Genomic DNA, 24902 nt, shown 5'->3' on the forward strand with positions numbered 1-24902 from the left:
CGGCCCTCGGGCCGTGCGAGCGGCGGTAGCGTCGAACGGTGAGCATTCTCTTCTCTCCCCTGAGCATCCGTTCCGTCGAGTTCCCCAACCGTCTCTGGGTGTCACCGATGTGCATGTACAGCGCGATCGACGGTGTGGTGCAGGAGTGGCATCACACGCATCTGGCGCAGTTCGCCTCCGGCGGCGCCGGTCTGATCGTCGCGGAGGCGACCGCCGTGGTTCCCGAGGGCCGCATCTCACCGCGCGACGTCGGACTCTGGAACGACGAGCAGCGCGATGCGTGGGTGCCGATCGTCCGGGCGATCCACGAGCGCGGCTCGCTCGCGGGCATCCAGCTCGCCCACGCCGGCCGCAAGGCTTCGACCTGGTGGCCCTGGGCGGAGCTGCGCGGATCTGTTCCGGTCGCCGACGGCGGCTGGACGACGACCGCGCCGTCCGCCCTCGCGTTCGAGGGATTCGCCGAGCCCGAGGCCCTCGATGCCGAGGGAATCGAACGCGTCGTCTCCGGCTTCGCCGATGCGGCCCGTCGCGCGCTCGACGCCGGGTTCGACGTGCTCGAGATCCACGGTGCCCACGGCTATCTCGTGCACCAGTTCCTCTCGCCGCTGTCGAACCGGCGTGATGACGACTACGGCGGCTCGCTCGAGAACCGCGCCCGCCTCCTGCTGCGCATCCTCGATGCGGTGCGCGACGTCGCGGGTCCCGGAGTTCCCGTGTTCGTGCGCATCTCGGCCACCGATCACGCCGAGGGCGGATTCACCGCCGACGAGGCGACGCAGGTCGGGGAATGGGCGACCACGCACGGCGCGGACCTCATCGACGTCTCCAGCGGGGGTCTCGTCGCCCACCAGCAGATCAGCGTGTTCCCGGGTTACCAGGTGCCGCTGGCCGAGACCGTCCGCCAGGGCGGTCGCATCCCGGTCTCGGCGGTCGGTCTGATCACCGCCGCCGAGCAGGCGGAGCGGGTGCTCTCCGACGGCGCCGCCGATGCGATCTTCGCGGGACGCGAGTGGCTGCGCGACCCGCACTTCGGCCTGCGCGCCGCGCACGATCTCGGTGTCGACGTCGCCTGGCCCCCGCAGTACGACCGCGCGCGCTGGCGCTGAAGCCCCGCGGCCGATCCGCGCACGACGAAGGCCGCCGACCCGTGATCGGGTCGGCGGCCTTCGTGTGCATGATCAGTGCCCGCGGACGCGACGCGTCGCGTCCTGCACCTCTCCGACCAGCTCCTCGAGGATGTCCTCCAGGAAGAGCACGGCCGTGGTCTCGCCCCGGGCATCGCGCACCTTGGCCAGGTGACGGCCGGCGCGGCGCATGACCGCGAGGGCGTCCTCGAGGTCGGTGTCCTCCTGCACCGGCACCATGTGGTGGATGCGCTTGGCGGGAAGCGGCTCGACCATCTTCACCTCGGCATCCGGGCCATCCGAGGCTCGGAGGATGTCCTTGAGGTGCACGTAGCCGATCGGCGCGCCCTCGGTGTCGACGATCACGTAGCGGGAGAACCCGTACCGTGCGACCGCCTTCTCGATGTCGTCGGGGGTCGTCGTGGCCGGCAGCGTGACGAGGTCGCCCAGCGGGACCGCGACATCGCGCGCCTTCTTGTCGGTGAACTCGACCGCGGCGGCGACGGTCCCCGCGGTGTCGGTGAGCACCCCTTCGCGGCGCGACTGGTCGACGATCGTCGCGACCTCCTCGAGCGTGAACGTCGAAGCCGCCTCGTTCTTGGGCTCGACGCGGAAGAGGCGCAGCACACCGTTGGCGGCCGCGTTGAGCAGCCAGATCACCGGCATGAACACCTTCGACACCCACACGAGCGGGGTCGCGAGGATCAGCACGGCGCGGTCCGGCACCGAGAAAGCGAGGTTCTTGGGAACCATCTCGCCGAACACCACGTGCAGGAACGACACGATCAGCAGGGCGATGGTGAACGAGACCGCATCGACGGCGCCGTCGGGCCACCCGAGCGCGTGCAGCGGCACGGCCAGCAGATGGTGGATCGCGGGTTCCGAGACGTTCAGGATCAGGAGCGAGCAGATGGTGATGCCCAGCTGCGAGGTCGCGAGCATGAGCGTCGCGTGCTCCATGGCGTACAACGCCGTCTTCGCGGCGCGCGATCCCTGTTCGGCACGCGGCTCGATCTGCGAGCGGCGTGCCGAGATCACCGCGAACTCCGCGCCGACGAAGAAAGCGTTCGCGACCAGCAGCACGACGAGCCAGGCGAGTCCTCCCCAATCGCTCATCGGGTCACCTCCTCATCCGCATCGACGGGTCTCGGAACGAAGCGGATGCGGTCCACCCGGCGGCCGTCCATGCGGACCACCTGCAGCATGCCGCTGTCGAGCGACACCTCGTCGCCGACCGCGGGGACGCGCTCGAGGACGCTCATCACGTAGCCGCCGACCGTGTCGTACACATCGCCCTCCGGGACGTCGATCCCGGCGCGGCTGCGCAGCTCGTCCGGGCGCAGTTCGCCCGGGAAGGTGAGGCCGTCGCGCCCGCGGATCACGCCGGCGCGCGTGCGATCGTGCTCATCCGACACCTCGCCGACGATCTCCTCGACGAGATCCTCGAGGGTGACGAGACCGGCGGTCCCGCCGTACTCGTCGACGACGACCGCGAGTTGGTAGCCCCGGGCACGGAGCTCGGAGATGAGACCGTCGATGTGCACGGTCTCGGGAACGCGCAGGGGGTCGGTCGCGAGCGCGCCGACCGGCACTTCGGTGCGACGGTCGCGCGGCACCGAGATCGCCGCCTTCAGGTGCACGACCCCCATGATGTCGTCGAGATCGTCGTCGTACACGGGGAACCGGCTGTGCCCCGTGCGACGGGCGAGCTGGATGACGTCGTCCGCCGAATCCCCGGCCGCGATCGCGTGCATGCTCGGGCGTGCGGTCATGACGTCCGCCGCCGTGAGGCGCGAGAACGTCAGGGTGCGGTCGAGCAGGGTCGCGGTGTCGGCTTCGAGCACACCGGCGCTCGCCGATCGGCGCACGAGCGAGGAGAGCTCCTCGGCGCTGCGCGCCCCGGAGAGTTCTTCCTTCGGCTCGATGCCCATGCTGCGCAGGACGCCGTTGGCGCTGCCGTTGAGCACGACGACCGCGGGCTTGAAAACGGTGGTGAAAGCGACCTGGAACGGAACCACGAGCTTGGCGGTGGCGCGCGGCAGCGCGAGCGCGAAGTTCTTGGGCACGAGTTCGCCCAGGATCATCGACAGCACCGTGGCGACGAACATCGCGACGACGGTGGCGATGGGCGCGACGGCAGGCTCCGGAATGTGCCAGGCGACGAGCGTCGGCCGCAGCAGGTTCGACAGCGCCGGCTCCATCGTGTAACCGGTCAGCAGCGTCGTGAGCGTGATGCCGAGCTGGGCTGACGAGAGATGCGTCGAGGTGTGCTTGAGAGCACCGATCGTGAGGGCGAGTCGGGATTCACCACGCGCCTGTCGCGCTTCGAGATCCGCGCGGTCGAGATTGACCAGTGCGAACTCGCTCGCGACGAACAGACCGGTGCCGATCGTGAGCAGGAGCCCCACGCCCAACATGACGTAGTCCATCAGAGGTTCCTCTCCGGTGGGAGAGGGGGACGGTGGGGCGATCTACTGCAACTGGGAGGGTCGTCCATAGTGTGGACGATTCTACCGAATGCGCTCGCGCGCGGTCGCGTCACCCGCGCGCGATTCCGCTACCAGCTCACCGGCAGCGCCTTGCCCTCTTCGTAACCCGCGGCCGACTGCAGACCCACGAGCGCGCGATCGTGGAACTCCGGGACGGAGGATGCTCCGGCGTAGGTGAACGACGAGCGCACGCCCGAGGTGATCATGTCGAGCAGGTCCTCGACGCCCGGCCGCAGCGGATCGAGGTAGATCTTCGACGAAGAGATGCCCTCGGCGAAGAGTTCCTTGCGCGCCCGCTCGTAGGCGTCGAGCCTGCCGAAGCGGGCCTGCACCGCTTTGGTCGACGCCATCCCCCAGGACTCCTTGAAGATGCGCCCCTCGGCGTCGCGCTGCAACTCGCCCGGAGCCTCGATCGTCCCGGCGAACCAGGAGCCGATCATCACGGATGCCGCGCCCGCGGCGAGCGCCAGGGCGACGTCGCGCGGGTACCGGACCCCTCCGTCCGCCCAGACGTGCGCACCGAGTTCGCGGGCCGCCTGAGCCGTCTCGAGCACCGCCGAGAACTGGGGGCGGCCGACCGCGGTCATCATGCGGGTCGTGCACATCGCGCCCGGGCCGACGCCGACCTTGAGGATCGAGGCACCGGCATCCACGAGATCGTGCACGCCGTCGGAGGTCACGATGTTCCCGGCGACGAGGGGAAGCCCGAGGTTCAGATCAGACACGGTGCGCAGGGCGCGCAGCATCCCGTCCTGATGGCCGTGCGCCGTGTCGAGCACGAGCACGTCGACCCCGGCACCCGCGAGCGCGGTCGCCTTCGCGGCGACGTCGCCGTTGATCCCCACCGCCGCGGCGACGGTGAGCCGCCCGTCGGCATCGAGCGCGGGGCGGTAGAGGATGGAGCGCAGGGCGCTGCGCGCGCTCAGAGTCCCGACGAGATGCCCGTGATGCACGACCGTGACCATCTCGGCACCGGCCTCGGTGATCACGTCGAAGGCGTGCCGTTCGGATCCGATGTCGTCGGCGTCGATCGACGGCGTCCCCCGATGCACGAGGTCGCCCAGTTGCGCGTCCGGCAGAGCGGTCGCGAGCCGATTCGCGGGAAGGATGCCGAGGATGTCCTCGACGCCGATCGGCGCGGCACCGTGCGCGACCACGATCCCGTGCCCCGGCGCGGCGGGAAGGAGCCGGAGGGCGTCGGCGACCGATGCGTGGGGCGGCAGGACGAGAGCCGTGTCCCACAGCACCGGCTGCGCCTTCACATCGCGGATCGCCGCGTCGAGATCCTGGAGGGGCATGTCCTGCGGCAGTACCCCGAGACCTCCGCGTCGCGCCATCACCGCGGCCAGGCGCGGCCCGGTCACGGAGTTCATGTTCGACGCCACGAGAGGCAGGGTCGCGGGCGTGCCGTCCTGCGGCGCCAGGTCGACCTGGAGCCGGCTGGTGACCGACGATCGTCGCGGCACGAGGAACACGTCGGAATAGGTCAGATCGACGGTCGGCTGCGCACCTGAGAACTCCATGACTCCACGGTATCGAGATCGAGCACTCCCTGGGCATGGCGTCGAAGATTCGCACCGGGAAACACGTTAGGCTTGTCGATCGAGAGTGTGCGGACCTGGGCGCATCCTGCGTCCCGCGAGCACTGTGAATCTTCAGCGATGAAAGAGGGCGATCGAGCGTGTCGAACCAGGTGACCGGCGTCGGGGGCGACGGGGGGTTCGGAGCCAATTCCTGGCTCGTCGAAGAGCTCTACGAGCAGTTCAAGGTGAACCGCGATTCCGTCGACAAGGAATGGTGGCCGATCCTCGAGAAGTACCACTCCGAGAACGCCGGTGCGACGGCCCCCGCCAGCAGCCCGGCGGCCGAGCAGCCCGCCCACCCGGTGACGGCTCCGATCCCCGTGATCGGATCGCAGCCCGTGGCGCGCACGACGGCGAAGCCGGCAGCGGCGGCTCCGATCCCGGCGCAGGCGCCCAAGCCCGCCGCCAAGGACCCGTCCCCGGCCCCCGCGGACGAGGCCGAGGAAGACAAGGTCACCGTCCTCCGAGGCATGCCCAAGACCCTCGCGGCCAACATGGACGAGTCGCTCACCGTCCCCACCGCGACGAGCGTCCGCACCATCCCCGCCAAGCTGATGATCGACAACCGCATCGTCATCAACAACCACATGGCGCGCACCCGAGGCGGAAAGATCAGCTTCACCCACCTCATCGGCTGGGCGCTCATCCGCACGCTCGACGAGTTCCGCAGCCAGAACGTGTTCTACGCCGAGGTCGACGGCAAGCCCTCCGTCGTCGCCCCCGCGCACGTCAACCTCGGCATCGCGATCGATCTGCCGAAGCCCGACGGCACGCGCGCCCTCATGGTGCCGAGCATCAAGCGCGCCGACACCATGACCTTCACCGAGTACCTCTCGGCCTACGAAGACCTGGTCACCCGCGCGCGCAACAACAAGCTCACTGCCGGCGACTTCCAGGGCACGACGGTCTCGCTCACGAACCCGGGCGGCATCGGCACGGTGCACTCCGTCCCGCGTCTGATGAAGGGCCAGGGCTGCATCATCGGCGCCGGGGCCCTCGAGTACCCGGCCGAGTTCCAGGGCGCGAGCGAGAAGACGCTCAACGAGCTGGCGATCGGCAAGACGATCACGCTCACCAGCACCTACGACCACCGCGTCATCCAGGGCGCGGGATCGGGCGAGTTCCTCAAGAAGGTGCACGAGCTCCTCATCGGGCAGCGCGGCTTCTACGACGACATCTTCGCGGCGCTGCGCATCCCGTACGCGCCGATCCACTGGAACCCCGACATCGCCGTCGACCTCGCCGAGCGCGTCGACAAGCAGTCCCGCGTGCAGGAGCTCATCAACTCCTTCCGCGTCCGCGGCCACCTCATGGCCGACATCGATCCCCTCGAGTACCGCCAGCGCTCGCACCCCGACCTCGAGATCGAGAGCCACGGGCTCACCTTCTGGGACCTCGACCGCGAGTTCGTCACCGGCGGCTTCGGCGGACGTCGCGTCGCGAAGCTGCGTGACATCCTCGGAGTCCTGCGCGACTCGTACTGCCGCACGCTCGGCATCGAGTACATGCACATCCAGGACCCGGAGCAGCGCCGCTGGTTCCAGGAGAAGGTCGAGGTCAAGTACCAGAAGCCCGGCCACGACGAGCAGCTGCGGGTCCTCCGCAAGCTCAACGAGGCCGAGGCGTTCGAGACCTTCCTGCAGACGAAGTTCGTCGGCCAGAAGCGCTTCTCGCTCGAGGGCGGCGAGTCGCTCGTCCCGCTGCTCGACGAGATCCTCCAGGGTGCCGCGACCGCCGGCCTCGAGGGCGCCGCCATCGGTATGGCGCACCGCGGCCGCCTCAACGTGCTCACGAACATCGCCGGCAAGACCTACGGCCAGGTGTTCCAGGAGTTCGAGGGCACCCAGACCCCGGGCAACCAGCGCGGCTCCGGTGACGTGAAGTACCACCTCGGCACCGAGGGCACCTTCGTGGCCGACGACGGATCGGAGCTCCCGGTCTACCTCGCCGCCAACCCCTCGCACCTCGAGACCGTCGACGGCGTGCTCGAGGGCATCGTCCGCGCGAAGCAGGACCGCAAGCCGATCGGCACGTTCGCCTGGCTGCCGATCCTCGTGCACGGCGACGCGGCCTTCGCCGGTCAGGGCGTCGTCGTCGAGACCCTGCAGATGTCGCAGCTGCGCGGTTACCGCACCGGTGGCACGATCCACGTCGTGGTGAACAACCAGGTGGGCTTCACCACGACCCCGAACGACGGCCGCACCTCGGTGTACGCCACGGATGTCGCGAAGACCATCCAGGCGCCGGTCTTCCACGTGAACGGCGACGACCCCGAAGCCGTGATCCACGTCGCGCAGCTCGCCTTCGAGTACCGCGAGCGCTTCCACCGCGATGTCGTGATCGACCTCGTCTGCTACCGCCGTCGCGGTCACAACGAGGGCGACGACCCCTCGATGACGCAGCCTCTGATGACCGACCTGATCCAGGCCAAGCGTTCCGTGCGCCGTCTGTACACCGAGTCGCTCGTCGGTCGCGGTGACATCACCGAGCAGGAGTACGACGAGGCCAAGGCCGACTTCCAGAACCGGCTCGAGATCGCGTTCGCCGAGACGCATGCCGCCGAGACCGGGGCCACCCCGATCGCGCCCGAGCTGCCGCCGGTCGACGGCCAGGTCGGCGCACCGGATGTCACCGGTGTCGCGGGTGAGGTCATCCAGCTCATCGGCGATGCGTTCGTGAACAAGCCCGAGGGCTTCACCGTGCACCCGAAGATCCAGCAGCTGCTCGAGAAGCGCCTCGACATGAGCCGCAACGGCGGCATCGACTGGGGCTTCGGCGAGCTGCTCGCGTTCGGATCGCTCCTCGTCGAAGGCACCCCGGTGCGTCTCGCGGGTCAGGATGCGCGCCGCGGAACGTTCGTCCAGCGCCACGCCACCCTCCACGACCGTGCGAACGGCCAGGAGTGGCTGCCGCTCTCCAACCTCTCCGACGCCCAGGGCCGCTTCTTCGTCTACGACTCCCTGCTCAGCGAGTACGCGGCGCTCGGATTCGAGTACGGCTACTCGGTCGAGGCCCCCGAGGCCCTCGTCCTCTGGGAGGCGCAGTTCGGCGACTTCGTCAACGGCGCCCAGTCCGTGATCGACGAGTACATCTCGGCCGCCGAGCAGAAGTGGGGCCAGCAGTCCAGCGTCACGCTGCTGCTCCCCCACGGCTACGAGGGCCAGGGGCCCGACCACTCGTCGGCACGCATCGAACGGTTCCTGCAGCTCTGCGCCCAGGAGAACATGATCGTCGCACGTCCGTCGACGCCGGCCTCGTACTTCCACCTGCTGCGCCGTCAGGCCTACGCCCGTCCGCGCAAGCCACTGATCGTCTTCACACCGAAGGCCATGCTGCGTCTGCGCGGCGCGACCAGCCCCGTCGAGGCGTTCACGCAGGGGCGCTTCGAGCCGGTGATCGACGACGACCGCGCTCTCGACCGCAACGCCGTCAAGCGCGTGCTCGTGCACTCGGGCAAGGTCCACTGGGATCTGCGCGCCGAGCTCGAGAAGAACCCGAACCCCGAGGTGGCGCTCGTGCGTCTCGAGCAGCTCTACCCGACGCCGATCGACGAGCTCAAGGCCATCACCGACTCGTACCCGAACGCCGAGCTCGTGTGGGTGCAGGAGGAGCCGGAGAACCAGGGCGCCTGGCCGTTCCTGGCACTCGCGTTCGCGGACGTTCCCGGGGACCGCGCATTCCGACCCGTCGCTCGCGCCGCGTCGGCATCGCCCGCGACCGGGTCGTCGAAGGTGCACGCCGCCGAGCAGGCCACGCTCCTGCGCGAGGCGCTGACCACGGCCTGACGTTCACTCGTACGCAGAAGGGCCCCCGACTCCGGTCGGGGGCCCTTCTGCGTACGCTCCGCGCGATCAGTACCAGATGTCGAGCGAGGGCGCGGGAGACGTGAAGAAGGCACGGTCGAGGAGGTCGACGACGGATGCCTCGGCATCGATGAGGCCCGCTCCGGCGAGCGCGGTCGCGCGCACCGCCCCCGCGTACAGCGACGACAGAGCGGCGACGCCGAGGACGGCATCCGGTGCGGCGGATTCCGCCGCTTCGACGGTCGCCACGCCCGAGACGTCGACGTGGAGTCGCCAGTCCCCCGCAGCGAAGCCGAGGGGGTCGTGGATGCGGAGCACCAGATCGACCGGAACCGAATACTTCCGCGCGCTCAGTGCTCGAGCGACATCCAGCACTCGCAGCCAGCCGTGGTCGTGCACCTCCTGCGTGACGCCACGCTGATCGGCCACCAGCCACGGCAGCGGGTCATCCGCCGTCTGCAGGTCGGCCGTGACCTCGTCGACGAGGTCGTGCTGCAGGGCGAACCGCCACAGCGCTGCACGGGCATCCGCGGTCTCGGCCACCAGCATCCGCACGTTCAGGCCGAATCGGAAGCTGCCGCTGCGATCGGTCACCGTGTATACGAGCACACCGCGGGTCTCGCCGTCGGCATCGACGTGGCGCACACCGCGCACCTTGTCGCGATCGGTCTCGCCCGGGGCGGTACCGGCGAACTGCTCCCATCGCCCCGCCCACCCGGCGATGCGGCCGGCGCGCGTGCGACGGGCCCGTTCGTGGACCGTCGCGAGATCGTCGACGAGCTGCGCGCGCTCGCGGTACTCCAGGCGTCCGGACGGTTCGTGCCCGCCCCATCCCGCCCGCCGGGTGTCGACGGTGAAGCGCACGGCCGGCAACGCCGACCCGAAGCCGTAGCGGCCGTAGATGGTGGCCTCCGACACCGTGAGCCCGGCGATCGCGATCCCCGCGCCGTGGGCGGCGCGCAGCTCGCCCTCGAGGAGGGAACGCGCGATGCCCCGACGCCGATGCGTGGCGGCGACGGTCACTCCACTGATCGCCCACATCCCGATCTCCGCTCCCCCGGGCACCGTCAAGGGCGTCACCCACGAGTCGATGGTCGCGACCGGGAGGTCGCCGGAGGCCGCGTCGGTCTCGAAGACCCCGGTCGTCCGACGCTGCGAAACGGTCTGCCGGCTGTGGGCGAGCGCCTCGGGGGTCGACTCCTCACCGAGGAATCCGCGGCCGACCGCGCGGAGGAAGGGCGTCGCGGCCGCGTCGTCACTCAGATCGACCACGCGATAATCGAGACCCGAACCGTTCAGTCGGTCGCGGGAAGTCGCGTCGGCGGGAATGTCGCGGGCGTCGATGAGCGTCATGCCTCCACCCTACGGGTGGCTGACGACATCGGAGCCCGAGATGTCAGTGCTGCGCGGCCTGCGCCTCACGCAGGCGGGCGAACACCTGATCACGCAGCTCCTCGGGAGCGGTCTCCTTGCAGGCGCGCGCGATGACCTCGGTGAGCGTCTTCGCCACGAGGACCTCATCGCGGCACGACGGGCAGTTCTCGAGGTGCTCTCGGATCTCGGTGTGCTCGGTCTTGCACACCTCGTTGCGGAGGTACTCCTCCAGATCCTGACGCGCTTTGTCGCAACCGCAGTCGCTCATTTCCCGCTCCTCTTCTCAGCCGCGGCGATGCCCCGCTCCGCGGCGTAATCTGCCAGCAGCTCCCGCAGCATCCGTCTGCCACGGTGCAGACGGCTCATCACGGTGCCGATGGGGGTCTTCATGATGTCGGCGATCTCCTGGTAGGCGAAGCCCTCGACATCCGCGAGGTACACCGCCAACCGGAAGTCCTCGGGGACCGCCTGCAGGGCGTCCTTCACGACGGACGCCGGCATGTGATCGATCGCCTCGGCCTCCGCAGACCTGCTGTGCGACGCGGTCGTCGATTCCGCGCCGCCCAGCTGCCAGTCCTCGAGCTCGTCGATCGTGCCCTGGAACGGCTCGCGCTGCTTCTTGCGGTAGATGTTGATGTACGTGTTCGTGAGGATCCGGTACAACCACGCTTTGAGGTTCGTCCCCTGCGAGAAGGTCGCCCACGAGCCGTACGCTTTCACGAACGTCTCCTGCACGAGGTCGGCGGCGTCAGCGGGATTGCGCGTCATGCGCATGGCGGCGGCGTACAGCTGATCCATGAACGGGATCGCCTGTTCCTCGAACTCACGCTGAGAGTCGCTCGAGGTCGCTGCGGTTGCGGTGTCATCCATCACGGGCCAGTCTAGGCCGCTGATGTCCACCGACCCACGCTCCAAGGTCGCCAGCATCCTGCTCTCCTCCTCGGCGGGTACGCCGCCGTTCACTAAGGTGGAAACCGATGAGCGCCAACAGGTATTCCCCTCCCCCCGTCACGGGCGCCTACACCGCGCCGGTTTTCGACGATCCGATCCACGCGACGCTGACGATCCCCGGCTCGAAGTCCCTCACGAACCGTGAGCTCATCATCGCCGCGATCGCCGACGGCCCCGGTCGTCTGATCAGTCCACTGCACTCCGACGACTCCCGCCGGATGGTCGACGCGCTGCGTGCGCTCGGCGTCGGCATCGAGGAGGTGGATGCCGGGGGCGAGTTCGGACCCGACCTCGTCGTCACCCCTGCGAAGCTCTCCGGGGGCACCACGGTCGACTGCGGCCAGGCCGGCACGGTCATGCGGTTCATCGCGCCCCTCGCGGGCCTCGCGGCCCACGACGTGCACCTCACCGCGCACGAGACTGCCCTGCACCGCCCCATGGGCGGCCTGATCAGCGCCCTGCGCGACCTCGGGGTCGACATCGACGACGAGGGCACCTGGGCGCTGCCGTTCACCATCCGCGGGCACGGACGCATCCGCGGTGGACGCGTCGAGATCGACGCCTCCGCCTCGAGCCAGTTCGTCTCGGGTCTGCTGCTCGCCGCTCCGCGCTTCGACGTCGGCCTGCACCTCGTGCACACCGGAGAGCACCTGCCGAGCCTCCCGCACATCGACATGACGATCGAGGCCCTCAGCCGTCGCGGCATCCGCATCGAACGTCCGGCGACCGGGGAATGGCTCGTCGAAGCCGGCGTTCCGCGCGCCAAGGAGATCGCCATCGAACCGGATCTCTCCAACGCCGCCCCGTTCCTCGCGGCGGCGATGGTGACCGGAGGGGCGGTGTCGATCACCGGCTGGCCGGCGCACTCCACCCAGCCCGGAGCGCTGCTGCCCGAGATCCTCCAGGCGATGGGCGCCCACGCCAGCCGGCACGGCGGAGCTCTGACCGTCCGTTCCGGCGGCGTCATCCGCGGCCTCGACCTCGACCTGTCGGCGGCGAGCGAACTCACCCCGACCCTCGTCGGCCTCGCGGCCTTCGCCGACGGCCCCACGACGATCCGCGGGATCGGTCACATCCGCCTGCATGAGACCGATCGGATCGCCGCTCTCATCAACAACCTCCGCTCGCTCGGCGGCGAGGCGGAGGAACTCCCCGACGGTCTGCGGATCATCCCCCGCCCGCTGCACGGCGGCACCTGGGCCGCTCACCACGACCACCGGATGGCGACCACCGGCGCGCTGATCGGGCTCCGGGTGCCCGGAGTGGAGATCGACGACATCGGCACCACCGCGAAGACGCTGCCCGAGTTCACGCTGCTGTGGGAGCGGATGCTGCGAGGCGCGGCCGCGTGAGCTGGCTCGACGGCGACGACGACCTCGAGGACGACTTCGAGGACTACGACGAGAGCGCGATCCGCTCTCGCCCCAATCCGAAGGCGAACAGGCCCCGGACCAAGCGTCGGCCTGCGCACGAGGATGCCGAGATCGGTCGTGTGCTCGGCGTGGATCGCGGCCGATACTCCGTGCTGCTCGACGAGGACTCCCCGACCGAGCGCACGATCACCGCTGCCCGCGCCCGGGAACTGCGCCGGAACCCCATCGTCACGGGTGACCGGGCACGCGTCGTCGGCGACCTCTCCGGGGAGGACGGCACGCTCGGCCGCATCGTCGGGATCGTCGATCGCACGTCGCTCCTGCGCCGCAGCGCCGACGACACCGATCAGGTCGAACGGGTGATCGTCGCGAACGCCGATCAGATGCTCATCGTCGTCGCGGCCGCCGATCCGGAACCCCGCGAACGCCTCGTCGACCGCTATCTCGTCGCCGCCCTCGATGCCGGCATCCGCCCGCTCCTCGTCGTGACCAAGACCGATCTGGCCGACCCCGCGCACTTCCTGTCGCACTTCGATGGACTCGATCTGACCGTCTTCACCAGCGCCCAGGACGTCATGCCGATCGACGAGATCGGGTCCGCGCTGGTCGGGCACTCCACGGTGTTCGTCGGTCACTCGGGTGTCGGCAAGTCGACGCTCGTGAACGCGCTCGTCCCCACCGCCGGTCGGGCGACCGGGCATGTGAACCAGGTGACGGGACGCGGTCGGCACACGTCGTCGTCGACGGTCTCTCTGCGCTACCAGGGGCCGACCGGCAACGGATGGGTCATCGACACCCCGGGTGTGCGATCGTTCGGCCTCGGGCATGTGAAGCCCGAGAACATCCTCGCGGCCTTCACCGAACTCGCCGAGATCGCGGAGAACTGCCCGCGCGGATGCACGCACCTCGCGGATGCCCCGGACTGCGCCCTCATCGAGGCGGCCGAGCGCGGTGAACTCAGCGAGACGGGCCTCGCCCGCCTGGACTCTCTGCAACGCCTGCTGCAGACGTTCGCCGACAAGGCGGAGCAGGCGACCGGCCGATAGGCTGGACGGGTGACTCAGCGCCTCGAAGCCGGAACGCCCGCCCCCGATTTCACCCTTCTCGACCAGGACGGTACGAGCGTCTCGCTCTCCGATCTGCGCGGCGAGAAGACGGTGCTCTACTTCTATCCGGCCGCGATGACCCCCGGCTGCACCACGCAGGCGTGCGACTTCCGCGACAGCATCTCCTCGCTCCAGGGCGCCGGCTACCGCGTGATCGGCATCTCGCGCGACGAGCCGAAGAAGCTCGCGACCTTCCGCGAGCGCGACGGCCTGACCTTCACGCTTCTGAGCGACCCCGACCACGCCGTGCACAGCGCCTACGGCGCCTGGGGCGAGAAGGTCAACTACGGCAAGGTCATCGAGGGCGTCATCCGTTCCACGTTCGTCATCGACGAGGACGGCGCGATCGCGCACGCCCTCTACAACGTGAAGGCGACCGGACACGTGGCCCGGCTGCGGAAGCTGCTCGGCATCGACGCCTGAGGCGCGTCAGTCGCCCGCGGGCCCGTCGTTCTCGTGCAGCTCGGCCTCGCGCCGCGTGCTCGCGATGAGGAGCACGAACCCGAGCAGTCCCGGCAGACCCGCCCCGAGCACGAACGCCCACGGGATCGGCTGCAGGGTCAGTGACGCGAGAGCGATCACGACCGCGAGGATCTGGAACACCACGCCCCCGGATCGCGCCCACGAGCGCCCCGCGCGTGCGCCCCAGGAGAAGGCGAAGAGCGCCGCCGCACCGATCAGGGTGAGCACCATCAGCGCGACAGCCGTGGGCACGGATGCCGCGTCGCCGGCACCGATCCCCATCAGCTCGATCAGGGCGAAGACCACGAGAGCGGCCCCCTCGGCGGCGAGCACCGCCGCGGCGGCGAGGGCGAGTCCGGGTGCGCGCACGGAGTCTCCTGGGAATCGAGAGTGAATGGCAAAAAGCCTTGATTTCGAAGGTTTCCTGTAACACAATAGAAACAGTCATGTGCTCCCACAGCGGCGTGGGGCGGGCTCTCTGCCCGCATCACACTTCGCGGGCAACCGTCCGCATCTCACACAGGGTAACGGATCCCGAGCCGTCACCCGAATCGAGACATCGCATCGCGATTCTGAAATCCACACCGAGGAGCCCCCATGGACTGGCGCGACAAAGCCGCCTGCCTGACCGTCGATCCCGAGCTGTTCTTCCCGGTCGGCAACACCGGCCCGGCCGTCGACCAGATCGAGAAGGCGAAGACCGTCTGCGCCACCTGCACGGTCACCGAGATCTGCCTGCAGTACGCGCTCGAGTCCAGCCAGGACTCGGGTGTCTGGGGCGGCCTCTCCGAAGACGAGCGTCGCGCCCTCAAGCGCCGCGCCGCACGCGCCCGCCGCGCCTCCTGACGCATCACGAAAGCCCCGCCGTCGAGAACTCCTCGTCCGGCGGGGCTTTCGCGTGCCCTCAGCTCCCCCGAGGGCTCACTTCTGCAGCCACCGCAGCGGGATGTCGATGACCACGGACGTCCCCTCGCCCTCGCTGCCGCGCCACTCGATCGTGCCGCCGAGTTCGCCCTGGATGAGCGTGCGGATGATCTGCGTGCCGAGGCCCTGACCGATCCGCCCCTCCGGCAGCCCGTGTCCGGTGTCGTGCACCGTGACCCGGAGGTTCTCCTCGGTGCGTGCCGCGTCGATCGTGACGAGGCCTTCCTGGCCCGCGAGCCCGTGCTCGACGGCGTTGGTGACGACCTCGGTCAGCGCCAGTGCTAGCGGGGTCGCGTACTCGCTCGGCAGCACGCCGAACCGACCGGTCGACTGCGTCTGCGCCCGTGTGTTCGGAGCGGAGGCGACCTCGGCGACCAGCTTGAGGACGCGATGGAAGACCTCGTCGAAATCGACCTTCTGGGTCAGTCCCTGGGCGAGCGTGTCATGGACGACCGCGATCGCGTCGACGCGTCGCATCGCCTGGGTGAGCGCGTCCCTGGCCTCGTCGGAGTGCGTCCTGCGCGCCTGGATGCGCAGCAGGGAGGCCACCGTCTGCAGGTTGTTCTTGACGCGGTGATGGATCTCGCGGATCGTCGCGTCCTTGGTGATGAGTTCCTGCTCCTGATGACGCAGTTCCGAGACGTCGCGGCAGAGCAGGATCGCGCCGATCCGCGTGCCGTGATCCTTCAACGGAATCGCTCGGAGGGAGACCGTCACCCCACGCGCCTCGATGTCGGTGCGCCATGGCGCCCGTCCGGTCACGACGACGGGGAGCGACTCGTCGACCTGCCGGGAGGGCGGGACGAGACGTGTGGTCACCTCGGCGAGGGACTCGCCCTCGAGCTCGTCGTCGAATCCCATGCGGTTGAACGCGGACAAGGCGTTCGGGCTCGCGAACGTGGTGATGCCGTCGACGTCGATGCGGATCAGACCGTCCGAGGCACGGGGAGCGCCGCGGCGCGGCGAGGTCGGAGCCGCGAGATCCGGGAAGCTGCCGTCGGCGATCATCCGGAACAGATCGTTGGCGCAGTCGTCGAACGTGATCTGCTGACGGGAGGGCGTGCGCGCCTCACCGAGGTTCGTGTGCCGGGTGACGACACCGATGACGGACGGTGGCACGTCGCCCGAGCGCCGCGCGTTCACGATCGGCACGGCGCGCACCCGCGTGGGCGTCTCCTCGAACCAATCCGGTGAGGACGAGTCCACGATCTCCGCGGTGTCGAACGCCCCCTGCACCTGGGTACGCCACTGCGGACGCACGCGCTCCCCGACGATGTCCCGATAGAAGAGAGTCGCCGCGCCGCTCGGGCGGGCATGGGCCACCGCGATGAAGGAGCCGTCGTCGGTCTGCACCCAGACGACGATGTCGGCCGATGAGAGATCGGCGAGCAGCTGACCGTCCCCGGCCAGGCGATGCAGCCACTCGACATCGCCGTCGTTCAGACGGCCCTGGGCATGGGCGAGATCAGTGAGGGTCGACACCCCACCAGCCTACGGTCCTTCGCTCTAGAGGATCGCCAGCGACGTCGCGCGCCAGCGCCGATCCAGCCCCTCCAGGCGCACGGCGACGGCGCGCGTGCGTCCGGGCCCTGCCACGATGACGACCGCTTCGATCACGCTGTCGACGGGAGCGGAGATGCGCAGGGAACGGATCTCGAAGCTGGGGCGGGCCGGCACCACTCCCCGTGCGCTGCGCGCCCGTGCCGAGAGGTTCGATCGCGTGACCAGGCTGCGGTAGGCGTCTTCACTGAACCATCGAGCGAGCTGATCGACCTCCCGCACACCGGCGAGCACCTCGAGCACACCCTGGGTGAGGCTGCGCAGCAGCGGGGCCGGATCGGGCAGCTCGACGGTCGGGGTCGGCTGCCGCGCGAAGTACTCATGAAGCGTCATCGTCACACTCTCAGTCGGGGAACGCGAGCCAGTAGAGCACGCGGAAGCCCGCGCGCAGGGCCCTTCGACAGAGGTATGTGGATAACTCGTATGTCGCCCTTCGCCCTCCCCTACGCTCGATCCGATGAACTGGGACAGGCTGTTTGAGGACCTCGAGGGTCAGCTCGCGTCGGAGTGGGAGGCGGAGCGCGTCGCTCTCGATGCGGAGTCGGAGCGTGTGCGCATCTCACAGCTCGCGCTGCGAACGCGCCTGCGTGCGATGAGCGCACGGCGTGCGTCGATCGTGATCGAGCTCGCGAACGGGCGACGGATGCCGGTGATCCTGCGCACCGTGGGCGCCGACTGGCTCGCGGCCGAGATCTCCACCGCGCTCGGTGCTCTCGCCTCCCGGTCGATGCTCGTCGTCCCCCTGCGCGCGATCCAGAGCCTCGGCAGCGATCACGGAATGCTGTTGAGCAGTCTCGAGGAGGACACCGATCCCCCCAGCATCCTGCGCGAGAGGATGACCCTCGGGTTCGTGCTCCGCGACCTGGCGCGCCGACGCGTCGCGCTCCACCTCAGCACCACGAGGGGCGACGACGTGCACGGGACCATCGATCGTGCGGGCGCCGATCACCTCGATCTCGCTGTGCACGATGCGGGCACCGCGAGACTGGCGAGTGCGGTGCAGAGCTTCCGGATCGTGCCCTTCGAGGCCCTGGTCGCCATCCGGCTCGCCGGCGATCAGCGTCTGTGAGCGGTGGAGGCTCCCCAGATCTCGGGGAAGCTCGCCTCCTGTGACTGACGCCAGAGCGCCATCCGACGGGAATCCTCCGACTGCGCGGCCAGATACCCCTCGATACTCGATTCCTCGATGCGCCATCGTGCGGGGACACCGAGCTGAGCGCCACGCAGACGCCCGGCCAGGACGAGCTCGATCACCTCGTCGACCTCGACGCTCAACAACTCCGCCACCTGCGCGGGGGCGAGGTAGCGCGGAGCGACGCGAGACGGATCGGGCATGCACCCATTCTGCCCCGCACGGCATCCGCACCGCGTCCGGGCGTCGCCGTTGTGGATAACTCTCGGACCGTTTCGCGGATATCTGTGAGCATGGGTCGCCATGAGCACTTTCTCTCGGCCGCGTCGCGCCTTCTGGGGCGACCTCCGCTTCCTCATCGGCATCGCCCTCGTCGGGGTCTCCATCACCGGGGTCTGGCTGATCATGTCCTCCGCGGACTCCGCGACGCCGATCCTGCAGGCCGACCGCACGATCATCCAGGGCGAGGCGATCACCGCCGCGGACTTCCGCGTCGTCGACGTCTCCCTGGGAGCGCTGACCGACGACTACCTGCAGCCCCAGGATCTCGAATCCGGCCAGGTCGCCGCTCGGACCATCGCGGAGGGCGAGCTCGTCCCGCACACGGCATCCGGGAAGGCTGACGACAGTCGGAGCACGACGCTCGTGATCGAGAGCAGCATCAGCATCCCCGAGGGCGTCGACGCAGGCACGGTCGTCGAGCTCTGGCAAGCGCCGCTGCTCGAGGACGGCCGCACGTACGACGCGCCGCGCATCCTCGTCGCCGATGCGATCGTGGCGGAGGTGCTCGATTCCGAGGGGATGCTCTCCGCTTCGCGCAGCGCCGTCGAGATCGTGGTCGACCGCGCCGCTGTCGCCGACGTGCTCGCAGCGATCTCGGGCGGCGCAGCCCTCTCGGTCGTGCCGGTCGGTGCGGGGTCATGATGGGATTGATCCTCGCCGTCGAGGAGCCGCGCGCGAGCGCTCTCGCCCGCGAGCTCGAACTCGAGGGCGAGCACATCATCGCGATCGTCTCGGCGACCTCGGCGACGACGCTCCTCTCCGGCGCCCAGGCGCTCGTGATGCCCGCGAGCCGAGAAACCCTCACGCCCGAGCTGGTGTCGGCCTGCGACCGGGCGGGCGTACGGATCCTCGCCCTGGGCGTTGCGGAGAGTCGCCTGCTCCAGAAGTTCGGCATCGGGCCCGGGTTGCCCGTCGATGCCACCGGCTGGCAGATCTCACGCGCGCTCCGGACACCCGCAACGATCCAGGACCGCGCGCGCGGCGACCTCCCGCATCGTCTGATCGCCGTGTGGGGGCCGCACGGCTCCCCCGGACGCTCGACCGTTGCGATGCTGCTGGCCGTCGAACTCGCGCGTCTCGGTCGACGCACCGCCCTCGTCGACGCCGACACCGTCGCGCCCTCCCTCGCGCTGCTCCTGGGTCTCGGCGATGACGCTCCCGGGATCGCCGCCGCCTGCCGCCGTGCCGAGCTCGGCGGGCTCGACAGCGCGGAACTCACCCGCCTCGCCACCGTGGTGCCGACGAGCGCCGGAGACCTCGATGTGCTCCCCGGCATCAATCGCCCCAGCCGATGGCCGGAACTCTCGGCCTCCCGCCTCACCCGTGCCCTGCAGACCTGCCGGGAATGGACCGAGGAGACCGTCATCGATGTGGCGGGTTCGTTCGATGCGGACGAAGAAGCCACGTACGACGTTCTCGGCCCCCGCCGGCACGCCGCGACGACGGCCGCCCTGAACGAGGCGGATGCGATCATCGCCGTCGCGTCGGCGGACCCCCTCGGCGTCAGCCGATTCCTCCGCGACTACGCCGAGCTGCGCAACCTGACGACGCCGACGCCGGTCACCGTCGTCGTCAATCAGGTTCGCCCGGGGCCCCTGGGCCTGGATGCCCGCGGGCAGATCCGGAACACGCTCGATCGGTTCGCCGGCATCACCGATCCGCTGTTCCTTCCGCACGACCAGCGCGCTGCGGACGCCGCTCTCCTGCACGCCCGACCGATGTCGGATCTGACCCCGCGATCAGCACTCGTCGCCGGCGCGCGGCGCCTGGCGGCCGTGCTGGCCCCGGGCGCCGCGCCGACGATTAGTTCTGCCGATAGCTCGCGAGGAAGTTCCCGAGCCGCTCGACTGCTTCGCTCAGCACGCGCGGCTCGGGGAGCGTGACGATGCGGAGGTGATCGGGAGTCGGCCAGTTGAACCCGGTGCCCTGCACGAGGAGGATCTGCTCGGAGACCAGCAGGTCGTACACCAGTCGCGCGTCGTCACGGATCTCGTGCACGTTCGGATCGAGTCGCGGGAACGCGTAGAGCGCACCCTCGGGCTTGACGCACGATACGCCGGGGATCGACTCGAGACCCTGCCAGGCCACATCGCGCTGCTCGTGCAGCCGCCCGCTCGGCGCGATCAGCGCGTCGATGGACTGCACTCCCGCCAACGCCGCCTGCACCGCATGCTGCGAGGGCACATTCGGGCACAGACGGGTGGAGGCGAGGAGGGTGATGCCCTCGAGGAAGCCCTTCGCGTGCTGCTGCGGCCCGGTGATGACGAGCCAACCCGAGCGATACCCGGCCACACGGTAGGTCTTGGACAGACCGTTGAAGGTCAGGCAGAGCAGGTCGGGCGCAAGCGTCGCGGTCGGGATGTGCACCGCGCCGTCGAAAAGGATGCGGTCGTAGATCTCGTCCGAGAGCAGCAGCAGCTGGTTCTCCCGCGCGATCTGCACGAGCCCCTCGAGGACCTCGCGGGAGTAGACGACACCCGTGGGGTTGTTCGGGTTGATGATCACGAGCGCCTTGGTGCGCGGCGTGATCTTCGAGCGGATGTCCTCGAGGTCCGGCTGCCAGCCGTTGTCCTCGTCGCAGAGGTAGTGGGTCGGCGTCCCTCCGGCCAGGCTCGTCATCGCGGTCCAGAGCGGATAGTCCGGCGCCGGGATCAGCACCTCATCGCCCTCGTCGAGAAGCGCCTGCATGGTCATCGTGATGAGCTCGGAGACGCCGTTCCCGAGGAAGACGTCCTCCGGACCGAAGCGCGGAAAGTCCTCGATCTCCTCGTAGCGGCTGACGACCGCGCGGCGTGCCGAGACGATGCCCTTGCTGTCGCTGTACCCGTGTGCGGTCGGCAGTGCGGCGAGCATGTCCTGGACGATCTGCTGCGGCGCATCGAAGCCGAAGATCGCAGGATTTCCGGTGTTCAGCTTGAGGATCTTGTGACCCTCTGCTTCCAATCGCGCCGCCTCGACGAGGGCGTTTCCGCGAATCTCGTACAGGACGTTCTTGAGCTTCGACGACTGGTCGAAGTGGCGCGTTGGTGTCATCGCCCAAGCCTACAGGGACGAAAAGAGGGCCAATCCACATGGACTGGCCCTCTTCTCCGGGTGAGATCTACTTCTTCTTCTTGCCCTGCGCCCGACGCTGCTCGCGGTTGCCGGCAGCCGGAGCCGGAGCATCCGTGCGCTGGCCGAATGCTCCGCGCGGGGCCTCCTCGGGCTCGGCCTGCGGTGCCTGCGTGCGCGCGGCGGCCTGTCGCAGGCGGTCGGTCGCCGCCTGCTGGACCTGACCGCGATCGTTGCGGACCTCGACCTCGCCGGCGTCGTTGGCGGCCGAGTACTCCAGACGCTGTTCGGTGGCTCCCTCGGCGAGACCCTTCGCCTCGACCTCGGTCACCTGCGAGTCGCCCGCACGGCGCACCTCGACCTCGAGGTTGTAGAGGTAGCCGACGGACTCCTCCTTGATCTGTCCCATCATCGACTGGAACATCGCGTACCCCTCGCGCTGGTACTCGATGAGCGGGTCGCGCTGAGCCATCGCCCGCAGTCCGATGCCGTCCTTGAGGTAGTCCATCTCGTAGAGGTGGTCGCGCCAGCGACGGTCGAGAACCTGCAGCACCACGCGTCGCTCGAGCTCGCGCGTCGCCGCCTCGCCGAGCGTCTCCTCGCGGGCCTCGTACGCGATCTTCGCGTCGGAGAGCAGTTCACGGGTCAGTCCGTCCGCGGTGATGCCGCCCTTGCGACCGGCCGCTTCGGAGACGACCTCGTCGATCGTGACGCTCACGGGGTACAGGGTCTTGAGCTCGGTCCACAGAGCGTCGAAGTCCCAGCTCTCGTTGTGGCCCTCGCCCGTGTGATCGCGGACGACGCCGCTGATGGCATCCTCGATGAAGTGCTGCACCCGACCGGCGATGTCATCGCCCTGGAGGATGTGCCGGCGATCGGCGTAGATGGCCTCGCGCTGACGGTTGAGGACGTCGTCGTACTTCAGGACGTTCTTGCGCATCTCGGCGTTGCGCGCTTCGACCTGCGACTGCGCGCTGCGGATGGCACGCGAGACGAGACCCGATTCGATCGGCACGTCGTCGGGGAAGTTCGTGCGCGAGAGGATCGCTTCGGCGGCGCCCGACTGGAAGAGGCGCATGAGGTCGTCGGTGAGGCTGAGGTAGAACCGGCTCTCGCCCGGGTCGCCCTGACGGCCGGAACGACCGCGCAGCTGGTTGTCGATTCGACGCGACTCGTGCCGTTCGGTTCCGAGGACGTAGAGACCGCCGGCTTCGGTGACCTTCTCGCCCTCCTCTGCGACGATGCCCTTCATCGACTCATAGGTCTCGTCCCAGGCCGCTTCGTACTCCTCGGGCGTCTCGACAGGGTCGAGGCCCTTCGACTTGAGTTCCTGGACCGCGAGGAACTCGGCGTTTCCACCGAGCATGATGTCGGTACCGCGACCGGCCATGTTCGTCGCGACCGTGACCGCTCCCAGACGTCCGGCGCGGGCGACGATCTCGGCCTCGCGCGCGTGGTTCTTCGCGTTGAGCACCTCGTGCTTCACGCCCTTCTTCGCGAGCAGACGCGAGAGGTACTCGCTCTTCTCGACGCTCGTCGTACCGACCAGGACCGGCTGACCCGCGGCGTGGCGCTCGGCGATGTCCTCGACGACCTGAGCGAACTTCGCGGTCTCGTTCTTGTAGACCAGATCGGGCTGATCCTTGCGGATCATCGGCCGGTTCGTCGGGATCGGGATCACGCCGAGCTTGTAGGTCGACATGAACTCCGCGGCCTCGGTCTCAGCCGTACCGGTCATACCGGCGAGCTTCTCGTAGAGACGGAAGTAGTTCTGCAGGGTCACGGTCGCGAGCGTCTGGTTCTCGGCTTTGACCGGCACCGCTTCCTTCGCCTCGATCGCCTGGTGGATGCCCTCGTTGTAGCGGCGTCCGACGAGGATTCGGCCGGTGTGCTCGTCGACGATCATGACCTCGTCGTTCATCACGACGTAGTCGGTGTCTTTCTTGAACAGCGCGAGCGCCTTGATCGAGTTGTTCAGGAAGGAGATGAGCGGGGTGTTCGCCGACTCGTAGAGGTTGTCGATGCCGAGGTAGTCCTCGACCTTCTCGATGCCGGGTTCGAGCACTCCCACGGTGCGCTTCTTCTCGTCGACCTCGTAGTCGACGCCCACCTCGAGGGTACGGGCGATCTTCGCGAACTCGGCGAACCAGCGGTTGGCCTCGCCGGAGGACGGACCGGAGATGATGAGCGGGGTGCGGGACTCGTCGATGAGGATCGAGTCGACCTCGTCGACGACGGCGAAGAAGTGCTCGCGCTGGACGAGGTCCTCCTTGCGCCATGCCATGTTGTCGCGCAGGTAGTCGAAGCCGAACTCGTTGTTCGTACCGTAGGTGATGTCTGCGGCGTACTGCTCGCGGCGCACGGCCGGGGTCTGGCCCGAGACGATGATGCCCGTGGTCATGCCGAGGGCGCGGTACACGCGTCCCATCAGCTCGGCCTGGTAGCTCGCGAGGAAGTCGTTGACCGTGATGACGTGGACGCCCTTGCCGGCGATCGCGTTGAGATAGGCGGGGAACGTCGCGACGAGCGTCTTTCCCTCACCCGTCTTCATCTCGGCGATGTTGCCGAGGTGGAGCGCGGCGCCACCCATGATCTGCACGTCGTAGGCGCGCATGCCGAGCGTGCGCTTGGCCGCCTCGCGGACGGCGGCGAACGCCTCGGGCATCAGCTGGTCGAGCGTCTCGCCCTTCTCGAAACGTGCACGCAGTTCGGCGGTCTCGTTGCGCAGCTCGTCGTCGGTGAGCTTGGAGATGTCCTCTTCCAGCGCTCCCACGGCTTTGACCACCTGGTTCAGGCGGCGGATGACCCGCCCCTCGCCGGCGCGCAGCAGCTTCTCAAGAGGATTGGCCACGGATGTCATCTCCCTGTTGGTGGGTAAAGTGCCGGCGCACGACGGAGCGTGCCCCAGGCATATGTTGTCATGTTACCGGGCCGTGACCTCCACGTCGCCTGCATGGCCGCGCTCCCACGGTTTTCCAGGTATGCATATGCTGGGAAAACACTTCAGGAGGTGACGATGTCCGTTCGGCAGAGTCTGCTCGCGATCCTCGACCAGGGGCCGTGCTACGGCTACCAGCTGCGGCACGAGTTCGATCGACGCACGGGGGCGCGCTGGCCGCTCAACGTCGGTCAGATCTACAACACGCTCGAACGGCTCGAGCGGGACGGGCTCGTCACGAGACTCGATGCGGATGCCCAGGGGCACATCTACTGGCAGATCACCGCCGACGGATCGGCCGAGGTCGCCCGATGGCTCTCCTCCCCCGTCGTCCGCACGACCGCCGTCCGCGACGAGGTCGCGATCAAGCTGGCCGTGGCGGCCACGCTGCCCGGCGTCGACGCGCGTGCGGCCATCCGGGCGCAGCGCGCCGAGACGCGGGGGCACCTGGTCCGCCTGCGCGCGGAGGCGACGACCATCGGGGATGCGGACGACGCCGAGCAGCTCGCCCGTTCTCTCGTCACGGACTCCCTGATCTTCGCGGCGGAGGCGGAGGATCGCTGGCTCACCCATCTCGAGGAGCGGCTCGCGGCACACCCCCGGCACGCCCTCTCCCTCGGCCTCACGCAGGAGCGCCCCAAGCGCGGTCGCCCGTCGAAGAGCACCGGCGACGCGGTGCCGATCTGAGGCATTGCCGCGAAACCCGCGTTCGCCTGGAGCGGATGCACAGGCATCCGCTCGTCCGTGGAA

At 69.0% G+C, this 24902-nt stretch carries 22 protein-coding genes; 10 read left to right on the plus strand and 12 right to left on the minus strand.

Annotated features, from left to right (window positions below; translation table 11 throughout):
- The first annotated feature begins 38 nt into the window (after positions 1-38).
- Positions 39-1106: an NADH:flavin oxidoreductase/NADH oxidase gene (locus KZC52_RS04380; RefSeq protein WP_247622841.1), complete on the plus strand. Its 1068-nt coding sequence runs from the start codon at positions 39-41 to the stop codon at positions 1104-1106.
- A gap of 72 nt (positions 1107-1178) precedes the next feature.
- Here KZC52_RS04380 and KZC52_RS04385 read toward each other — a convergent pair whose 3' ends face one another.
- The 3 genes from KZC52_RS04385 to guaB1 all read right to left on the minus strand — a co-directional run bounded on the left by KZC52_RS04385 (position 1179) and on the right by guaB1 (position 5136).
- The gene (locus KZC52_RS04385; protein ID WP_247622842.1) at positions 1179-2240 is read right to left on the minus strand and encodes a hemolysin family protein; all 1062 of its coding nucleotides are present in this window, start codon (positions 2238-2240) and stop codon (positions 1179-1181) included.
- Positions 2237-3553: a hemolysin family protein gene (locus tag KZC52_RS04390; RefSeq protein WP_247622843.1), complete on the minus strand. Its 1317-nt coding sequence runs from the start codon at positions 3551-3553 to the stop codon at positions 2237-2239. Before KZC52_RS04390 ends, KZC52_RS04385 begins: the two co-directional genes overlap by 4 nt.
- Positions 3554-3681: 128 nt before the next feature.
- Entirely contained in the window at positions 3682-5136 is a 1455-nt protein-coding gene (guaB1, locus tag KZC52_RS04395) for a GMP reductase (RefSeq protein WP_247622844.1), read from the minus strand.
- A 158-nt stretch (positions 5137-5294) separates the two neighbouring features.
- Between guaB1 and KZC52_RS04400 the strand changes: the two genes are divergently transcribed.
- The gene (locus KZC52_RS04400) at positions 5295-8981 is read left to right on the plus strand and encodes a multifunctional oxoglutarate decarboxylase/oxoglutarate dehydrogenase thiamine pyrophosphate-binding subunit/dihydrolipoyllysine-residue succinyltransferase subunit (RefSeq protein WP_247622845.1); all 3687 of its coding nucleotides are present in this window, start codon (positions 5295-5297) and stop codon (positions 8979-8981) included.
- 66 nt (positions 8982-9047) lie between these two features.
- Here the strand turns inward: KZC52_RS04400 and KZC52_RS04405 are convergent, their stop codons facing one another.
- The 3 genes from KZC52_RS04405 to KZC52_RS04415 are packed head-to-tail and all read right to left on the minus strand — an operon-like array spanning position 9048 to position 11300.
- Positions 9048-10352 carry a GNAT family N-acetyltransferase gene (locus tag KZC52_RS04405; RefSeq protein WP_247622846.1) on the minus strand — a complete coding sequence of 435 codons (1305 nt, stop codon included), beginning with the start codon at positions 10350-10352 and terminating at the stop codon, positions 9048-9050.
- Positions 10353-10395: 43 nt separating this feature from the next.
- Entirely contained in the window at positions 10396-10641 is a 246-nt protein-coding gene (locus tag KZC52_RS04410; RefSeq protein ID WP_247622847.1) for an anti-sigma factor family protein, read from the minus strand.
- On the minus strand, positions 10638-11300 hold the full coding sequence (locus tag KZC52_RS04415; RefSeq protein ID WP_281731228.1) for a sigma-70 family RNA polymerase sigma factor: 663 nt from the start codon (positions 11298-11300) through the stop codon (positions 10638-10640). The genes KZC52_RS04410 and KZC52_RS04415 overlap by 4 nt, the downstream gene beginning before the upstream one ends.
- A 50-nt stretch (positions 11301-11350) precedes the next feature.
- Between KZC52_RS04415 and aroA the strand changes: the two genes are divergently transcribed.
- The 3 genes from aroA to bcp are packed head-to-tail and all read left to right on the plus strand — an operon-like array spanning position 11351 to position 14226.
- A complete protein-coding gene (aroA, locus tag KZC52_RS04420) occupies positions 11351-12676 on the plus strand; it encodes a 3-phosphoshikimate 1-carboxyvinyltransferase (RefSeq protein ID WP_247622849.1) in 1326 nt (441 codons plus the stop codon).
- Positions 12673-13743, plus strand: a complete 1071-nt coding sequence (gene rsgA / locus KZC52_RS04425) for a ribosome small subunit-dependent GTPase A (RefSeq protein ID WP_247622850.1) — start codon at positions 12673-12675, stop codon at positions 13741-13743. The genes aroA and rsgA overlap by 4 nt, the downstream gene beginning before the upstream one ends.
- Positions 13744-13752: 9 nt before the next feature.
- Positions 13753-14226 carry a thioredoxin-dependent thiol peroxidase gene (gene bcp / locus KZC52_RS04430; RefSeq protein ID WP_247622851.1) on the plus strand — a complete coding sequence of 158 codons (474 nt, stop codon included), beginning with the start codon at positions 13753-13755 and terminating at the stop codon, positions 14224-14226.
- 6 nt (positions 14227-14232) lie between these two features.
- On the opposite strand, the gene KZC52_RS04435 is transcribed toward bcp, so the two are convergent.
- Positions 14233-14634 (minus strand): hypothetical protein, encoded by a 402-nt coding sequence (locus KZC52_RS04435; RefSeq protein WP_247622852.1) that lies wholly within the window; start codon positions 14632-14634, stop codon positions 14233-14235.
- A gap of 228 nt (positions 14635-14862) precedes the next feature.
- Between KZC52_RS04435 and KZC52_RS04440 the strand changes: the two genes are divergently transcribed.
- A complete protein-coding gene (locus KZC52_RS04440) occupies positions 14863-15111 on the plus strand; it encodes a WhiB family transcriptional regulator (protein WP_028503730.1) in 249 nt (82 codons plus the stop codon).
- A gap of 75 nt (positions 15112-15186) precedes the next feature.
- Here the strand turns inward: KZC52_RS04440 and KZC52_RS04445 are convergent, their stop codons facing one another.
- Positions 15187-16671, minus strand: a complete 1485-nt coding sequence (locus KZC52_RS04445) for a sensor histidine kinase (RefSeq protein ID WP_247622853.1) — start codon at positions 16669-16671, stop codon at positions 15187-15189.
- Positions 16672-16695: 24 nt separating this feature from the next.
- Positions 16696-17082: an Rv3235 family protein gene (locus tag KZC52_RS04450; protein ID WP_247622854.1), complete on the minus strand. Its 387-nt coding sequence runs from the start codon at positions 17080-17082 to the stop codon at positions 16696-16698.
- A 124-nt stretch (positions 17083-17206) separates the two neighbouring features.
- On the opposite strand from KZC52_RS04450, the gene KZC52_RS04455 reads away from it, so the two are divergent.
- Positions 17207-17818: a hypothetical protein gene (locus tag KZC52_RS04455; RefSeq protein ID WP_247622855.1), complete on the plus strand. Its 612-nt coding sequence runs from the start codon at positions 17207-17209 to the stop codon at positions 17816-17818.
- Here KZC52_RS04455 and KZC52_RS04460 read toward each other — a convergent pair.
- Complete coding sequence (locus KZC52_RS04460) at positions 17806-18084, minus strand: helix-turn-helix domain-containing protein (RefSeq protein ID WP_247622856.1); 279 nt, start codon at positions 18082-18084, stop codon at positions 17806-17808. The two genes, KZC52_RS04455 and KZC52_RS04460, sit on opposite strands and share 13 nt — an antisense overlap.
- 100 nt (positions 18085-18184) lie before the next feature.
- Here KZC52_RS04460 and KZC52_RS04465 point away from each other — a divergent pair, with 100 nt between their 5' ends.
- Positions 18185-18805 (plus strand): SAF domain-containing protein, encoded by a 621-nt coding sequence (locus tag KZC52_RS04465; protein ID WP_247622857.1) that lies wholly within the window; start codon positions 18185-18187, stop codon positions 18803-18805.
- Positions 18802-20046, plus strand: a complete 1245-nt coding sequence (locus KZC52_RS04470) for a CpaE/TadZ family protein (protein WP_247622858.1) — start codon at positions 18802-18804, stop codon at positions 20044-20046. Before KZC52_RS04465 ends, KZC52_RS04470 begins: the two co-directional genes overlap by 4 nt.
- Here the strand turns inward: KZC52_RS04470 and KZC52_RS04475 are convergent.
- Both KZC52_RS04475 and secA read right to left on the minus strand, forming a co-directional pair.
- The gene (locus KZC52_RS04475; RefSeq protein ID WP_247622859.1) at positions 19967-21196 is read right to left on the minus strand and encodes a pyridoxal phosphate-dependent aminotransferase; all 1230 of its coding nucleotides are present in this window, start codon (positions 21194-21196) and stop codon (positions 19967-19969) included. The genes KZC52_RS04470 and KZC52_RS04475 overlap by 80 nt on opposite strands.
- 67 nt (positions 21197-21263) lie before the next feature.
- Positions 21264-24065 carry a preprotein translocase subunit SecA gene (gene secA, locus KZC52_RS04480; RefSeq protein WP_247622860.1) on the minus strand — a complete coding sequence of 934 codons (2802 nt, stop codon included), beginning with the start codon at positions 24063-24065 and terminating at the stop codon, positions 21264-21266.
- 165 nt (positions 24066-24230) lie between these two features.
- Here secA and KZC52_RS04485 point away from each other — a divergent pair, with 165 nt between their 5' ends.
- Positions 24231-24839 (plus strand): PadR family transcriptional regulator, encoded by a 609-nt coding sequence (locus KZC52_RS04485; protein ID WP_247624702.1) that lies wholly within the window; start codon positions 24231-24233, stop codon positions 24837-24839.
- Positions 24840-24902 lie beyond the last annotated feature (63 nt).

This window comes from Microbacterium galbinum, assembly GCF_023091225.1.
In the GTDB taxonomy this organism is placed as follows: Bacteria; Actinomycetota; Actinomycetes; order Actinomycetales; family Microbacteriaceae; genus Microbacterium; species Microbacterium galbinum.

Excerpts from the sequence above, each read along its gene's own strand:
- KZC52_RS04385 (WP_247622842.1), bottom strand. The coding sequence starts at position 2,240 with ATGAGCGATTGGGGAGGACTCGCCTGGCTCGTCGTGCTGCTGGTCGCG.
- KZC52_RS04390 (WP_247622843.1), bottom strand. The coding sequence starts at position 3,553 with ATGGACTACGTCATGTTGGGCGTGGGGCTCCTGCTCACGATCGGCACC.
- guaB1 (WP_247622844.1), bottom strand. The coding sequence starts at position 5,136 with ATGGAGTTCTCAGGTGCGCAGCCGACCGTCGATCTGACCTATTCCGAC.
- KZC52_RS04405 (WP_247622846.1), bottom strand. The coding sequence starts at position 10,352 with ATGACGCTCATCGACGCCCGCGACATTCCCGCCGACGCGACTTCCCGC.
- KZC52_RS04410 (WP_247622847.1), bottom strand. The coding sequence starts at position 10,641 with ATGAGCGACTGCGGTTGCGACAAAGCGCGTCAGGATCTGGAGGAGTAC.
- KZC52_RS04415 (WP_281731228.1), bottom strand. The coding sequence starts at position 11,300 with ATGCTGGCGACCTTGGAGCGTGGGTCGGTGGACATCAGCGGCCTAGAC.
- aroA (WP_247622849.1), top strand. The coding sequence starts at position 11,351 with ATGAGCGCCAACAGGTATTCCCCTCCCCCCGTCACGGGCGCCTACACC.
- KZC52_RS04440 (WP_028503730.1), top strand. The coding sequence starts at position 14,863 with ATGGACTGGCGCGACAAAGCCGCCTGCCTGACCGTCGATCCCGAGCTG.
- KZC52_RS04450 (WP_247622854.1), bottom strand. The coding sequence starts at position 17,082 with ATGACGCTTCATGAGTACTTCGCGCGGCAGCCGACCCCGACCGTCGAG.
- KZC52_RS04455 (WP_247622855.1), top strand. The coding sequence starts at position 17,207 with ATGAACTGGGACAGGCTGTTTGAGGACCTCGAGGGTCAGCTCGCGTCG.
- KZC52_RS04460 (WP_247622856.1), bottom strand. The coding sequence starts at position 18,084 with ATGCCCGATCCGTCTCGCGTCGCTCCGCGCTACCTCGCCCCCGCGCAG.
- KZC52_RS04465 (WP_247622857.1), top strand. The coding sequence starts at position 18,185 with ATGAGCACTTTCTCTCGGCCGCGTCGCGCCTTCTGGGGCGACCTCCGC.
- KZC52_RS04470 (WP_247622858.1), top strand. The coding sequence starts at position 18,802 with ATGATGGGATTGATCCTCGCCGTCGAGGAGCCGCGCGCGAGCGCTCTC.
- KZC52_RS04475 (WP_247622859.1), bottom strand. The coding sequence starts at position 21,196 with ATGACACCAACGCGCCACTTCGACCAGTCGTCGAAGCTCAAGAACGTC.
- KZC52_RS04485 (WP_247624702.1), top strand. The coding sequence starts at position 24,231 with ATGTCCGTTCGGCAGAGTCTGCTCGCGATCCTCGACCAGGGGCCGTGC.